Annotated in this window: 13 protein-coding genes; 7 read left to right on the forward strand and 6 right to left on the reverse strand. The window is 68.3% G+C overall.

Translation table 11 applies throughout. The features are described from left to right. The first annotated feature begins 4 nt into the window (after positions 1–4). Together ACFV6H_RS21825 and ACFV6H_RS21830 are read left to right on the forward strand one after the other, a co-directional pair. Positions 5–721 (forward strand): DUF6415 family natural product biosynthesis protein, encoded by a 717-nt coding sequence (locus ACFV6H_RS21825; protein WP_385544582.1) that lies wholly within the window; start codon positions 5–7, stop codon positions 719–721. Between the two features lie 105 nt (positions 722–826). After that, on the forward strand, positions 827–1234 hold the full coding sequence (locus ACFV6H_RS21830) for a hypothetical protein (RefSeq protein WP_385544585.1): 408 nt from the start codon (positions 827–829) through the stop codon (positions 1232–1234). A 696-nt stretch (positions 1235–1930) separates the two neighbouring features. Here the strand turns inward: ACFV6H_RS21830 and ACFV6H_RS21835 are convergent. Together ACFV6H_RS21835 and ACFV6H_RS21840 are read right to left on the reverse strand one after the other, a co-directional pair. Continuing rightward, a complete protein-coding gene (locus ACFV6H_RS21835; RefSeq protein WP_385544588.1) occupies positions 1931–2677 on the reverse strand; it encodes a DUF6415 family natural product biosynthesis protein in 747 nt (248 codons plus the stop codon). A gap of 207 nt (positions 2678–2884) precedes the next feature. Then, entirely contained in the window at positions 2885–4069 is a 1185-nt protein-coding gene (locus tag ACFV6H_RS21840) for a helix-turn-helix domain-containing protein (RefSeq protein WP_385544591.1), read from the reverse strand. Between the two features lie 98 nt (positions 4070–4167). On the opposite strand from ACFV6H_RS21840, the gene ACFV6H_RS21845 reads away from it, so the two are divergent. Continuing rightward, on the forward strand, positions 4168–4746 hold the full coding sequence (locus ACFV6H_RS21845) for a flavoprotein (protein ID WP_385544594.1): 579 nt from the start codon (positions 4168–4170) through the stop codon (positions 4744–4746). A 285-nt stretch (positions 4747–5031) separates the two neighbouring features. Further along, the gene (locus ACFV6H_RS21850; protein ID WP_385544597.1) at positions 5032–5244 is read left to right on the forward strand and encodes a hypothetical protein; all 213 of its coding nucleotides are present in this window, start codon (positions 5032–5034) and stop codon (positions 5242–5244) included. Between the two features lie 163 nt (positions 5245–5407). Here ACFV6H_RS21850 and ACFV6H_RS21855 read toward each other — a convergent pair whose 3' ends face one another. Beyond that, complete coding sequence (locus tag ACFV6H_RS21855; protein WP_385544599.1) at positions 5408–5854, reverse strand: DUF6082 family protein; 447 nt, start codon at positions 5852–5854, stop codon at positions 5408–5410. A gap of 389 nt (positions 5855–6243) precedes the next feature. Beyond that, entirely contained in the window at positions 6244–6711 is a 468-nt protein-coding gene (locus tag ACFV6H_RS21860) for a hypothetical protein (protein ID WP_385544602.1), read from the reverse strand. 204 nt (positions 6712–6915) lie between these two features. On the opposite strand from ACFV6H_RS21860, the gene ACFV6H_RS21865 reads away from it, so the two are divergent. Together ACFV6H_RS21865 and ACFV6H_RS21870 are read left to right on the forward strand one after the other, a co-directional pair. Continuing rightward, entirely contained in the window at positions 6916–7533 is a 618-nt protein-coding gene (locus tag ACFV6H_RS21865; RefSeq protein ID WP_385544605.1) for a hypothetical protein, read from the forward strand. Positions 7534–7765: 232 nt separating this feature from the next. Then, the gene (locus ACFV6H_RS21870; protein ID WP_385544608.1) at positions 7766–8011 is read left to right on the forward strand and encodes a hypothetical protein; all 246 of its coding nucleotides are present in this window, start codon (positions 7766–7768) and stop codon (positions 8009–8011) included. Between the two features lie 769 nt (positions 8012–8780). Here ACFV6H_RS21870 and ACFV6H_RS21875 read toward each other — a convergent pair. Beyond that, positions 8781–10385 carry a M48 family metalloprotease gene (locus ACFV6H_RS21875; protein WP_385544611.1) on the reverse strand — a complete coding sequence of 535 codons (1605 nt, stop codon included), beginning with the start codon at positions 10383–10385 and terminating at the stop codon, positions 8781–8783. Next, positions 10382–10906 (reverse strand): hypothetical protein, encoded by a 525-nt coding sequence (locus ACFV6H_RS21880; RefSeq protein ID WP_385544614.1) that lies wholly within the window; start codon positions 10904–10906, stop codon positions 10382–10384. The genes ACFV6H_RS21875 and ACFV6H_RS21880 overlap by 4 nt, the downstream gene beginning before the upstream one ends. 513 nt (positions 10907–11419) lie before the next feature. Between ACFV6H_RS21880 and ACFV6H_RS21885 the strand changes: the two genes are divergently transcribed. Then, positions 11420–13606, forward strand: coding sequence for a glycoside hydrolase family 9 protein (locus tag ACFV6H_RS21885; protein ID WP_385544617.1), 2187 nt, complete (start codon positions 11420–11422; stop codon positions 13604–13606). Positions 13607–13683: the final 77 nt, after the last annotated feature.

Consider the following 13683-nt stretch of genomic DNA (forward strand, 5'->3'; position numbering starts at 1 on the left):
CGACATGCCTGAAAGTACAGCGAAAGAACCCCCGCCCGACAGCGATTCCCTGCCGCTCGACTTCGTCACGATGGTGAAGGCGGCGCGGCAGGTGGTCGACTCGGGTGCCCGAGTGCTGGAGCCGGGGGTGGCCGCGTTGCAGTTGCGTGGCTTTCTGGGGCTGCTGGTCCCGGAGGCGGAGCAGCAGCTCGGGAGTTTCTCCCCGGCCGGTATCGAGGAGGCGCGGCGGCGTATGGACGCCGGTCCCGGGCCGCTCGGGCCGGTTCGGTACGTGCATGCCCTGGCGCGGTCCGTTCTCGCGCTGTGCGCGTACCTGGGTCACGGTCAGGGGCTCGGCGTGCCTGAGTCCCCGCGGGCCTGGGCGCCGCCGGCCGGGACGGCCGTGGTGCTGGTGGGCGCCGGGCGGTACTGGGACGCCGTACGGGTACGCACCGATGTCGGCGAGCGTGTGATCAGGCGCCTGGGCGGCAACAGCGGCGCGGTCATCCAGGACATGTACGGGGCGGCCCTCTACTGGCTCGTGGCTCCGGGTACCGCGGATAAGTGGGCCCTTCCGTCGGAGCAGGTTGTGCCGCTGGGCGTCGCGACGTTCGTGGCGGTACCGCCCGCACATTTCACGGACACGTCCCGCCGCATCCGCTGGGCCGTCCCGCTGACTGCGACGCGCTACCTGACCGACGCTGAGCTGCTGCACGGTGCCCTGGCCGCAGAGGTCACGTAACCGCATGACGACCGAGCCCACACATGATCTCCCGTCCGCCGCTGACGAACCGCGGCGGACGGGCTCCCGGCCGAGGCTCACCCACCCATCTGAGAAAGGCGCAGCTTGAGTACCGCAGCCCACCACCCGCCCGGCAAGGCGACCGTCCCGCCGCAGCTTGCGCGTCAGCTCACCGCGTGGGCCAAGGGGCACATCCCGAATCAGGCAGGCGTGGCCGCACTGCTGGAGGAGGGCACCCTCCTGGCCCGGGAGGACATCCAGAAAATCCTTCTCCGCGGAACCGGCCCAGACCAGTTCTGCTACTGGACCGGCATGGAACGCCAGCTCTTCCGCGTACGCAAGACCGCCAGCGAACACGCCTTCCTCCAGCTCGTGATATCGCTGGCCAGCCCATACACAGTGCACATCGGCCAGGCACTCAGGAACCTCGACGAGCACCACCAGTCCGTGATCTTCAAAGCGATGAGGAAAGTGGCCCGGGAACCCGCCACCACAGCCGACGGACAGACGTAAGGCCGCACGCCTACCACCCCGGCCGGGCTGGTCCTCCCGTACGAGGTCCTCGATCGGGACGTCCAGCCCTGCCGCGATCAGCACGAGATCGAAGAACTGCGTATCGTTCACCGCGTTCTCGTACCGCTGAATGCTGCGGCGTTCCAGGCCAGCACGGTCAGCGAATCGTCCCCGCGCACGCGGGGTTGGTTCTGAGGCGCAGGACACGAACGACGTTCTGGCCGAATCGTCCCCGCACACACGGGGTTGGTCCCGACTGGCTGACCGCCAACGGCGGTGTTCTGGCGCCGTCCCCGCGCACGCGGGGTTGGTCCCGGGGTGAGCCCGTCCGGCATCCACTCCAGCAGGTGGTCCTCGCGCACGCGGGGTGTTCCGTCTTCGGCTGGTCTGCCTCCCTGCCACTCGCTGAGCGCGGTCGCGGTCTCCGCTGATGTGGTCGGCCGGATACAGGCCGACGGCGCGGTCTCGCCCACAACTCCGGGCCGTCCGCGTCCTCGCCCAACAGCCACAGCGTCCCCTCAGGACTACGTCTGGCACAGCAGCTTCCGCATCGCCCGCCGTTACCGCAGGAAATGCACCCGACCGAACTCCGGCCGGCCGTCCACAGGCCGGAGTTCCGAGGACCAACAGGAGATGTACGGCACCGCGCATCCGGCCACGGGAGCGCCCCAACCGAACGCTCACCCACCGACGAGGTCACGAGCAACCGGCCTCGCCAGGCCGTACGAGCGGCATCGACAACGCGGCCCACACCGCCTTCCCCGGCCCACCTCGTTCGGCCACCCCCCACTCGTCCGCCAGCGCCTCCACCAACAACAGCCCCCGCCCGTCCGGCGCATCCGGGTCCGGCGTACGCCGCTGCGGACGCTTCGGCGAACCGTCGTGCACCTCGATCCGCAAACCACCCGGCCTACGGAAGTAGCGCGTTTCGATGCTCTGTTCCGGCGTCACCTGCGCATGCAGCCGGGCATTGCTGAGCAGCTCGGACACAATCAGGACCGCCGAATCCTCCAGCACGGACAGTCCCCAATCCGCCAGCGCCTTCCGCAACTCCACCCGCGCCAGCGCCACGCACCTCGGATCCCGACTCCACCGCAGGACAACAACGCTGCAATCCGTTGAGTTCAGGTGGTCGCACAGCGCGAGCACGGACTGTGCCAGGCACTGCGCGTACCAACGCGGTCCGAGCGGTCCCGACTCGCCGTCCAGGCGCCGCCGGGCCTCCTCGATGCCGACCGGGGCAAGACGCCCGAGACGGTCCTCCACCTCCGGAATCAGCAGCGCCAAGTGGCCGCGCAACCGAAGGACCGCCATCTCCAAGTCCTCGCCCGATAACTGAGCGCCCGAGTCGACCACACGCCGCGCGGTCTTCACCATCGTGGTGAAGTCGAGCGGCCAGGATTCAGCGTCGGGCGCGGTTGTTCCGGCTGTGGATTCGGGCATGTCGACGCTCCTCGCGCGTTGGCGGCCCCTGGGGCCGTAACAACGGCCGCCGGGACTCGTGCGGGGACGCGAGAGCCGAACGCGGGCGGTGAGTGCGTCAAGCAGCGCGTCCTCGCTGTCCGTCCCGGGTTCATCGGTGATCGGATGAGTCCAGGGTGACCGCCACGCAAGGGCCCAGCGCTCACAGATTTGTGAGCGCTGTGAGCACTACAGGCCAATCCATGAGGCGAGGTTCGTGAGCGTGTCGAGAGTACGGCGCGAGTGGTGCACGAGACCGGAGATCGTCTCCCGCGCCCCAGGGTGGTACCGGGTCTGTTCCGAAGCCGCGCGTCGCGCCTTGACGATGGTCTTGAGCGCCGCCTCCGTGCGGCCCGTCTCCATTTCCGAGCGCGCCCGGTCGATCAGGAAGTGCGCCCGCCGCGATGTCGCAAGATCCGCCGGCAGGTGAATGCTGCCCGCTTGGCTGAGTGCATCCTCGTAGTGACGCATCTCGACCGCCGCACTCATCTTGTGCATGGCCACGTTGGTGGGCCCGAACGAGAGCCAGTGGACATCCGAGGCATCCCCGATCCGGTCCGCGATTTCGGCAGCCTGGCCGATGTGCGAGGCGAGCGCGGACTCGTTCCGGGCTCGCGCGGCGATGACCGTGGCACCCAGGTGGAGTTGGCCTGCGACAGCCTGCGTCTCACGGGTGTCACCGGCCTGGGCAAGGACGTGGTGGCCGACTGAGATGAGGCGCTGACTGATGGTGTACTCGCCCTCCCGGAAGTAGACGAGGGCGCGCATGTACTGGCGGATGGCCGCGAGGCACGGGTCGGAGGCCCGCTGAGCCGCCCAGTCCATACGGTCCAGAGCGACCGCGGAAAGGTCGTAGTAGCCGAGCTTCACCGAAACGTCGTGCGCGGTCCGGTAGGTGGAGGCGAGTGCCTGCCAGAGCTCGGTGGACGGTGTGCCCCACGCCGTCGAGGTCAGTTCGGTGATGACGGCCGGCAGCGCGCGGGCCGCGTTACGCAGACGAGCGGCACGGACCTGGGCGCAGAGGTCGTCCGCCGCTGCCAGGAGCTGCGGAACGGGACGGATGGTGATCGTGTCATCGGCCCCGAGGTCGTACAGGTCCAAGGCCTCGCGGATCGGGCGAACCAGCTCGGCAAGCCGGTCTCGTTGCAACTCGGTCACGTACGGCTGTCCGGTCAGCACGGTGACGTCGACTCTCAAGGCGTGTGCGACAGCCGCGACCAAGTCGGGGGACGCGGGCCGGGCCCCGCACTCGACTTGGTTGAGGAGGCTGTACGAGAACGGAATGCGGGCGGCGAGTTGACGCTGGGTGAGGTGGGCCAGCTTCCGTTCACGTTTGATGCGCGTGCCTGTGTGGTCGTCGTCGAGCGAGGACATAACGGTCTCCGTTCCTGACTCGTCGTCCGGAACGGTACTCGCGCCCGCCCTCGCAGCCGCCCGGTTCGGAGGCGTTCGCATGTGGTCGACTGGACGGCATGACGAGGACGAGGACTCTGTACTTGTTCGGCACCGCCGCACCGCCCGTGCTGGACATTGCCGACGTCATCAGAGAGGCACACGCCCGGGGGTGGAACGTGCGGTTGGGGCTGACACCGACCGCAGCCCGATGGCTGGCCGCCGGTCTTCCCGAACTGGCAGAACTGACGGGCGCCCCGGTCCGGTCGGAATACAAACTCCCGGGCGAGCCGGACGTATGGCCGCCGGCAGACGCCATCCTGCTGGCGCCTGCCACGCTGAATACGATCAATCAGTGGGCGCTCGGGCTGACGGAGAAGTTCGTGGTGGGCGTCGTTGCGGAAGGGATCGGCAAGCGGATCCCGCTGGTGACGATGCCCTGCGTGAATGCGGCCTATGTGCAGCACCCGCAGTTCGAGCGGTCGATAGAGACGCTGAGAGGCGTCGGCGTGACGGTGCTGTACGGGCCGGGCGGGTTCGAACCGAATCAGCCGGGCGAGAAGAAGCCGTACCCATGGGCGGCTGCCCTGACAGCAGTGGGGATTGCGGCTGGGCCCGAACAGCGGGCCCTGGATCGCCGGACAAGGAACGCCGAATGAACATCCCGCGGGCCTGGACGGCGTGAGGCTGGTAGGTCCACTGCTTGCCCCGCCACGGGGCACCGTTGCGGCGCATCTTCCGGCTGATGGTCCAGCTCCGCCGCGGTGGCGTGGACGGACGCCTTCTCCCGCAACCGGTCGGCGATGTGGATGCGTTCGGACAGTCGCAGGTAGCGGCCAGGGCATGCCGAATAAGACTCCTGGCAGACCGGCGCGACCGCCTCCCGTAGGGGCTCGCTGCCATTCCCGTCGCCTGCAACGCCGCGTGTTGCGGCGGGGAAGGAAATGACTGCCGAGGCTGCCGCCATCGCCCGGGAACTGAGCAGTACGACCCGCTTGCGGGACCACGGTGGCGGGTTCAGCGCGGCGACGGTGCAACTGCATCTGATCTCGGCGGAGAACTTGACCAGCGACCCGGGCGCGGCACTGACGGCGGCCCACGCCCTGTCCCCGCAGAGCCTGCCCAACCATCTATGGAGTCCCTTCGTTCCAGATTGAGTAGGTTCACGCGCGTTGTAGGGCTGTTGGGCCGGCCGCTTGCTCCCCCACAGAGCGCGGCCGGGGCGCGGTCAGCGCCGCCTCCTCCACCGTGGCCTGAGACCTGGCGTGCACGGGCACGGCGGTTCTCACGACCGGAAGGAGGCCCCAGTCCTGGGGCGGGTCAGGCTGCGACCGCGTCCTTGTCCGCGTAGGCGGCGTACTCGTCGGCCAAGATCGAGTTGAACGTGCGGTCGGTCCGGTCGACCACTTCGTCCTCGCGGAAGCCGCCGAACTTCTTCCAGTACGTCCGCGTGACGTCGTGTTCCATGAGCCATCGCGCCTGGACCCGCAGCGACTGCTTGTCGAGCAGGCCCGCACGGAACTTCACGGACAGGAAGCTGATCAGCTGGTTTGCATGCAGGAGGTTCGTGTACTCCCCGTCCGGCAGATCGCCGCCGGCCGGCATCCAGATCGCCTGCAACTCGGGGCTGCGGGCCACCTCGGCGATCCACGCCTGGTGCATCACCTCGGCGTGCAGCGCGAGCCGCTGGCGGTTCTGCCGCTCGGACAGCCAGAGCCCTGCGGCCCCGACCACCGACGCGAGGAGTACGGAGTGGGAGGTCTTCATCGAGAACCTTTCGTCGTAGCGTGCTGCTGTTGCAGGCGCGTGGCACGCGCCTGTTCCTCGGTCACCCGCCCGGCTTCGCGGAACAGCCTCGGTACGAGGCGGGCGAGGTTATGGGCTCGGTGCCCGGTTGCGCGTGGCGTGACGGACGGGGGCGGGAGGTAGAGCCGCCGGGCGGCTTCGTTGAGGGTGGCCTGCACGCTGATCCCTGCGTCCGAATCCGCATGCTGAGGACCAGCGTGCGCAGGTCGTCGGCGACGACCCGGCCGTACTCGGTGAACTGCTCGACCACGCCCAGCACGATGTCGACGGGAGTTCGGGGCCCGCCAGATTCCAGGAGAGCGCCGTGTCGACGTTCGCCAGGACCTCGACCTTGTCGGGCACGGCAGGGGTCAGCGGAGCCATCCGGCCACCAGTTCAACGGTGAGGATCTGGAACTGCCACGTGCGTGTGATCAGGTGGTTCCGGTTGCGAGCACCGAGGATCGTGAGGAGTCCGCGGCCGTCCGCGCGTACGCCGGTGATTGGCCGGTTCAGCTCCGTGGCTATCTGGGCGGGCCCCAAGCCCCGCGCGATGAGCGGGACGAGGTCGCGCTGTTCGCGCGGCAGGAACAGCGTCTCGGGGTCGAGCAGCGGCGGGTGGGTAATGGCCCGGGTGGCGTAGCCCACGGCGATGGCGGCGGCGGTTTCGCTCACGCCGTGCAGCTTGGTCTTCGCAATCTTGAGGTAGCCCGCGGCGGTACCTTCGCGGATCTTGAGGTCCAGTGCGACTACGGCAAGCGTGCTGCCGGTGGCCAGGCCCTCAAAAACCTGTCGCTCTCGGGGCGCGAGGACAGCCTTCGCGATGATTGTGCTGGTCATTGCTCAACTCCTCGGCGTGTGTGGGTGATCCGCTGGCAGGTGTGGTGCGTCGGGCCGTCAGGGGAGCGGCCCGACGCCTGAGATGGGAGGCGTCATGTGTCGTCTCCCATCAGGTCGAGGAGCGAGAGGATCGCCAGGCCGTACCGGCGCAGGTACGGCAGCGTCTCGTCGGGGTCCGGTTGTTCGTCGCGCAGGGCAAGCAGGATGCAGTTCCTCGGCGGGGTACATCGCGACGCGGTGCGGGACCACCTGCACGAGTTGGCGGGTGGCCCGGCGGAATCGGTCGGTGATCCGCGCTGCGTCCTCTCCATTCAGCGCCGCGACCTCAGGGGGCCGCTGTCGGCGGGCTGGGAGGCCGAGGTGGATGAACAAGCCATCGAGCTTCCGACTGCGAGCGGCGCAGCCGGGTCGATCAGCGAACACTTCTTCGAGCGTGTCGATCAGGTCTTCGCTGATCCCCTCGTCCGCGAGAGAGCGGGACAGGAAGTAGGCGACCCGGCGCTTCGTTTCGTCATCGGAGGCCACCGGTCGCGTCGGCAGCTCGGCGAAAGCGACCATCACGGCCTCCCCGCAGGGACGCGCAAGATCGCCCAGATGGTGCACCGCCGGGGGACCGACTGGTGCACCGTCGTGCTCGGCCGGCGCTTCCCCGGCATCGCGTACGTGCCGGGCCCCGATGCGTGGATGCTCGTCGTCGCCGACGAGCGCGGCCTTGAGCCACCGCTGCCCCAGCGGATCACCGACTCCCGCCGAGAGTTCGACGAGCGCCGAGCCCAGGACCATCAGCGCCGCGACGGGGCCACGGAACAAGCGTGCCGTTAGTGGGACTTAGCCGTGGCCTCGTGCCCGGTGAAGGTGACCGTGCTCAAGCGCGCCGGTCGCAGTGAACCGCTGCACGCGGTGCCCGCCGAACCGGTGCGCTCCAAGCGCGGCGTGCACCCCGCCGGACGGGCCCTGTGCGAGCGCGAGCGCACCCCGTACACCCTCGGCGGGGCTATTGACGACGGGGTCCGCCTGCAAGAGCTGCGTTCGGTACGTCGCCGAGATCCGGCCCATGGACGCCCCGGCGCCGCTGACGAAGGACGGGCGGGAGCTGTTGCAGCTCGTCGCGGGCGACAAGATCGCCACCCTCCGGCACCTGGCCAGAGGGTCGGACGTGCGGGTGCCCACTGAGCCGTCCAACTCCCGTTGCGGGCACATGGGCCGGAAGGTCACCGCACTCGCCGCGCGGTTGCGGGCGAAGGGCTGGGCGCAGCCTGCGGGGACCGAGTCGTTCGTCGATGGTAGGCACGGTCTGTGATGGCAGCTCACCGACGCTGGCACGGCCGCGCTGGAGTGGTGACGTGACGTTCCGTGTGTCGAACGGGGAGTTCGCAGCACTTCAGGCCCGGCTCGCTGTCGGCCGGGCTGCCGCCCCCAAGCCCCCACGAGCAAGTCGGGCGCAGTCCGTACGAAGGCCCGGCTCGGGCCACCGCCCACCCCCGAGCCTCCCAACCTGAGCGCGTCCATCGCCGTCCTGTCGGGCGCGGGACGGTCGTGGACGCTGCTGATGCCGTACGGCGAGCTATGGACGAGCAACCAGGGGCTTCACCACATGCCGAGTACCGACTCAAGACGCCGATGAGACAGGAAGCGGCGGTCACCGCGCGCGCCCGGCGCCTGCCGCGCCTTGAGCGGGCTGCCGTCTATCACGTATTGCACCCCCGGCCCATCAAACGGAAGCGTGATCCGGGGCACTGGGCGCGGACCGCGAAGGCGTACATGGACGGCTTGGTCGACGCCGGACTTCTCCCGGACGACAACTCGGTCCATCTGGTTGGCCCGCACCCGTAGATGGGGCTGCCCGTGACGATCGGCGGCGCGCGCATGTCCCTCGTCGTCGTGGAACTCGCGCCCCACCCTTCCTGACTTGCGGTAGCACGCCCAACTATATCCAACTGTAACGGACTTCGCGATCCGACGTGGACGGTGACCACCTGTCCATACGCCTCGATGTGCGGTGTGCCGTGGTGCTTTGGCCGGGCGCCGGTGGAGGCGTGGACACGACGGCGGTCGCCAGCCCTCTCGGGCTATTTCCGCAACCGTTCACGGGCCCTCGCCGGAGATCGCAGCGCGTTCCAGGACCAGATACTGAGAGGGACTACCAGCGCGACGAGTGCGACAATTGTCATGATCGGCCCGGGACCGAAGACCCTCGTGATCAAGGCGGCCACGTCGCGTTCCGGAGCAGTTGACACGCACGTGTACTCCGGTATCGAGCAGGTCACCATCACTCTTCGCAGAACATTGACCCACGTCCAGAGGACGATGAACATCCATCCGCCGAATACGCAGGCAGATGGCACGGCCAGTCTGAGGAACTGCGGTATCCGTTCCGCATGCGGATCACCCCGGAACCACAGGGCACCCAGTAGCGTGAGCCATCCGCACAGTAGCAACATGCCGACGATGAGCGCGGCGAGGGCAGACGGTGCCAGAGGGAAACCGGAGATTCCGTACCCGGAGACCTGGGTGTACGGGGCGATCCAGGTGCCGGCGGGTATCCCGGCCGCCGCGAGCACGGCGGTGGACACTATGCGTACGACATTGGTCGTGCCGGCGTACCACTGGTGACGCCATAGCGTGAACGCCAGAAACACAGTCAGGCCCAGCCCGACGAGCAGCCCGCACAGAAACGGGCTGAACAGCTTGTCGCGTGGACCGTAGAACCTCGTCAGCATGTCCTGGAGTGTCGCCAGCAGGACACCGGCCGTGGTCGCGCCAAGAAATACGAGCCCTGGCGAGGAGGCCAGGATGCGTCCCGGCACCTCTAGTACGTCCAGCCGTTCTCTGCCCACCGGGTGGTGGCGCAGCCAAGTTTGCAGTTTCACTGCCGCCCCGCTGTCGTCGGTGTGCAGGGCGGTCATGAGTCCGTCCCGGTCTGCCAGCCCGGCGTGGAGATCCGCATGATGCTCGCGAAAACGCAGGTATGCGCGTGTGATCAGCTCGCCGAGAACGATCAGGAGGAGAATCTGCACCAAGGTGGCGGCCCTGCCCAGTTCTGGGGGATCAAGCGTCACGGCGAAGGCGATGAAGGCCCCGGCGTGGAGATTTGACCAGCGCAGTGCTGTCATGACGGTGTATAATTGCCGGTCGTTGCCCTGTAGGTGTGCGATCTCGTGGCGCACCACTGCCTCGAAGATCCGGCGCGAACTTTCGTCCTTCCCTCGCAGCGCCAACAGCTCCGGTCCGAGCATCAGGAACGGTGGCCCTCCCACCAGGCCGGTGACATAAGCTCCTGCTCTCAGCTTCGGATCCACCATCACCTTCGGCTCGCGCCGCAGTCCCGCTTCCAGAACCAGCCGCTGCACTGCTCTGGTCCCGCCCCGGATGGGTGTCTCAGCTACAGGTGTGGATCGCTGAATCCTTCGAAAGGCGACGATCTGATACGCCGTCGGGCCTGGTAGGAGAAGCACCGTCAAGTGCTTCACCGTGCCGCTGAACACCGCCCCGGCATCTTTGGGACAATTGATGACCTGTCCGACAGTGCAGTCCAAAGGGGCCTGCATTTCGGCCATCCACAGGGAGTAGAACAGATCTCCGGTCAACACGGTGGCCGCCAGCAGACACAGCACCAGTGAGAGATCAGAGGGGAACGCCCGAATGTCGGGAGCCAGGTGCTGACGGGTTGTCACTGCGCCTGCTCCCGAACGCTATCGGTTCTCAACAGCATCAGCTCGCCGACCACGGCATCGGACAGAACCCCCGCCGCGGCCTCCTCCATGCCGAGTTGCTCTGCCTTGGCCCGTACCGATGCGTGCACAGCACGCAACTGCCCATCATTCATTGCCTCAACGGGCACTTCCACACCGTCGCCGTTGCGGCGCCGACGCCACAGCCAGTCCAGTAGCGCCCCAGTCCAGCGCGTACTACGGCTCTTGATCTCCTCCGCCGCACCCCCCGCCAGTGCCGCGACCACCCAGCCAGTGACCACTATCACCACCGGCGTGACAGCCCCGGAGAGCTCGTCCAGCCCACTGCCCAGTGGTCTGTTCCGCACCGCCCGTCGGGCCCCCTGTCCAGATTCCCTGGAATAGAGGTCAGCGAGTAGGGAAAACACTGCCAACTCGTCAGGCGCAACCCGTGCCACCACGCGATGGGCGAGCTCGTCGTGTGAAACGAGGACGGTACGGCCGCCTACGTTCTCGGACTTCACGGCGTCATCCGTTTCCCCTCGTCCTCCATAGGACATCAATGCTCCCACTAGAAAGCCTCCGTCATCACTTTTCGCCATCATCTCATCACCAAAGGTGACCATGCGGTATGAGCGCGCAACTCGGGGTTCTCGCCGATCTCCCGGCTTTCGGACGGGCCCAGCGGGCGAGAATGCCCTCAGGGGCAGGCGGCACGACTGCCTGGATTGTCCGCAAGATGCGAGAAACGGGAGCTATGCCGGTTCCTTCGAAACTGAACAAAAACAGCCCTCTAGCCGTATAAAACCCCAGCTCACGAACTGCGATCCCCGCGCACGCGGGGTTGATCCCGCCATCTGACTCTTGATCCCGAGCGCGGAATAGTGATCCTCGCGTACGCGGGGCTGGCCCCCGGTCGCCACCGCGCCATCCCCGCGCAAAGCGTTGACGACATGGCATGGGCATGCAACTCTCCGGACTGGGAGCGCTCCCATTACGTTCCGCACCGCACCCGCATACGAAAGGTGACCATCCTCATGCCTGTGCTCATGCACCCGTCCCCGTCCGCCTTGCGGCGCGGGCTTGTTGGGGTGTTGTCCGGTGTTCTGGCCGTCGCGGGATTGACGGCCGGAACCGCCGACGCCGTCCCCAAAGCCGCCGCCCCCAAAGCCGCCGCCGCCATCGCCGTGCAGGTCAATCAAGTCGGGTACCTGCCCGACGGGCCCAAGCGTGCCACCGTCGTCACCGCCGCCACCGCGCCCACCGCCTGGGAGTTACGCAGTGCGGCAGGCGCCACCGTCGCCTCCGGGGTCACCACCGCGCGCGGCGGCGACACGGCGTCCGGGGACTCGACGCATCTCGCCGACTTCTCCTCGTACACCGGTACCGGCACCGGATACACCCTCGTCGTCGACGGGCAGCGCAGTCATCCCTTCGACATCCGCGCCGGGCTCTACAACACCCTCCGCTCCGACGCGATGTCGTTCTTCTACCAGCAGCGCAGCGGCATCGCGATCGATCCCGCCCTCGCAGGCGCCGCGTACGCCCGGCCCGCCGGGCATCTCGGGGTCGCGCCGAACAAGGGCGACACCAGCGTTCCCTGCCAGGCCGGGGTCTGTGACTACAGCCGCGACGTGCGCGGTGGGTGGTACGACGCCGGGGATCACGGGAAGTACGTCGTCAACGGCGGGCTCTCCACCTGGCTGCTCGTCAACTCCTTCGAGCGAGCCAAGCGCGCCGGAACGGACGCCGCCCTCGGTGACTCCACGCTCCGCGTCCCCGAGCGCGGCAACGGCGTGCCCGACGTACTGGACGAGGCCCGCTGGGAGCTGGACTTCCTGATGCGGATGCAGGTCCCGGAGGGCAAACCGCTCGCCGGTATGGCCTTCCACAAGATCCATGACGCCAACTGGACCGGTCTGCCCACCCGTCCCGAACTGGACGACCAGCAGCGCGAGTTGCACCGTCCCTCCACCGCCGCCACCCTCAACCTCGCGGCCACCGCCGCCCAGTGCGCCCGCGTCTACGCGCCGTACGACGCCGCCTTCGCCGCCCGCTGCCTCGACTCCGCCCGCCGCGCCTGGACCGCCGCACGGGCCAACCCGAATCTGATCGCGCCGGACTCCGACGGCAACGGCGGCGGAGCGTACGGCGACGCCACGGTCAGCGACGAGTTCTACTGGGCGGGCGCCGAGCTGTACGCGACGACCGGCGAGGCCGCCTATCGCGACGCCGTCACCGCCTCGCCCTGGCACACCTCGTCCGGCGCCTTCACGTCCTTCGGCTTCGGCTGGGCGGACACCGCCGCCCTCGGCCGTATCGTCCTGGCCACCGTCCCCACCGGTCTGCCCGCCGCCGAGACCACGCGCCTGCGCGCCTCGGTGACCGCCGCCGCCGACGCCCATCTGACCACCATGTCCGGCCAGGGATACGCCGTACCGCTCCCTTCGACGGCGTATGTCTGGGGCTCCAACGGCCAGGTGGCCAACAACGGCATCGTCATGGCCGTCGCGTACGGACTGACCGGACAGCAGCGGTACCGCGCCGGCAGCATCGAGGCGCTGGACTATCTGCTCGGCCGCAACACGCTCGGTCAGTCGTACGTCAGCGGCTACGGCGAACAGCCGTCCCGCAACCAGCACCACCGCTTCTGGGCCAACCAGTACGACGCCTCGCTGCCCAACCCGCCCGCCGGATCCATCGCGGGCGGTCCCAACGCCGCGCTCCAGGACCCGGTCGCGCAGGAGAAGCTGTCCGGCTGCAAGCCCGCGGCCTGCTACATCGACGACATCGGCTCGTACTCGACCAACGAGGTGGCGGTCAACTGGAACGCGCCGCTGGCCTGGCTCACCCAGTTCGCCGCCGAATCCGCGAACGGCGGCGGCGACGACGGCGGCGACCCGCCGGCCTCCGGCTGCGCGGTCACCTACGGGATCGACAGCGCCTGGAACAACGGTTTCACCGCCACCGTGACCGTGAAGAACACCTCCACGGCGCCGGTCGACGGCTGGACGCTGAACTGGACGTACGCGGGCGGCCAGCGCGTGACCAACGCCTGGAACGCCACGGTCTCCCAGAGCGGCTCCACCGTCACCGCCAAGGACGTCGGCTGGAACAAGGCGATCGCCGCCGGCGGCTCGGTGAGCTTCGGCTTCCAGGCCACGTTCACCGGAAGCAATCCGCAGCCGACCGCCTTCACCCTCAACTCGGCGGCGTGCGGCTGACGTCCACCGTCCACCGTCCATATGTACATACGCGTTACGCGGGCACGCAGCCGGGGTTTTCTCCCCGGCTGCGTGCC

The organism is Streptomyces sp. NPDC059743 (assembly GCF_042732975.1).
Lineage (GTDB): Bacteria > Actinomycetota > Actinomycetes > Streptomycetales > Streptomycetaceae > Streptomyces.

Coding starts and splice junctions, on each gene's coding strand:
- ACFV6H_RS21825 (WP_385544582.1), top strand. CDS start 5: ATGCCTGAAAGTACAGCGAAAGAACCCCCGCCCGACAGCGATTCCCTG.
- ACFV6H_RS21835 (WP_385544588.1), bottom strand. CDS start 2,677: ATGCCCGAATCCACAGCCGGAACAACCGCGCCCGACGCTGAATCCTGG.
- ACFV6H_RS21840 (WP_385544591.1), bottom strand. CDS start 4,069: ATGTCCTCGCTCGACGACGACCACACAGGCACGCGCATCAAACGTGAA.
- ACFV6H_RS21845 (WP_385544594.1), top strand. CDS start 4,168: ATGACGAGGACGAGGACTCTGTACTTGTTCGGCACCGCCGCACCGCCC.
- ACFV6H_RS21850 (WP_385544597.1), top strand. CDS start 5,032: ATGACTGCCGAGGCTGCCGCCATCGCCCGGGAACTGAGCAGTACGACC.
- ACFV6H_RS21855 (WP_385544599.1), bottom strand. CDS start 5,854: ATGAAGACCTCCCACTCCGTACTCCTCGCGTCGGTGGTCGGGGCCGCA.
- ACFV6H_RS21860 (WP_385544602.1), bottom strand. CDS start 6,711: ATGACCAGCACAATCATCGCGAAGGCTGTCCTCGCGCCCCGAGAGCGA.
- ACFV6H_RS21865 (WP_385544605.1), top strand. CDS start 6,916: ATGCAGTTCCTCGGCGGGGTACATCGCGACGCGGTGCGGGACCACCTG.
- ACFV6H_RS21870 (WP_385544608.1), top strand. CDS start 7,766: ATGGACGCCCCGGCGCCGCTGACGAAGGACGGGCGGGAGCTGTTGCAG.
- ACFV6H_RS21885 (WP_385544617.1), top strand. CDS start 11,420: ATGCCTGTGCTCATGCACCCGTCCCCGTCCGCCTTGCGGCGCGGGCTT.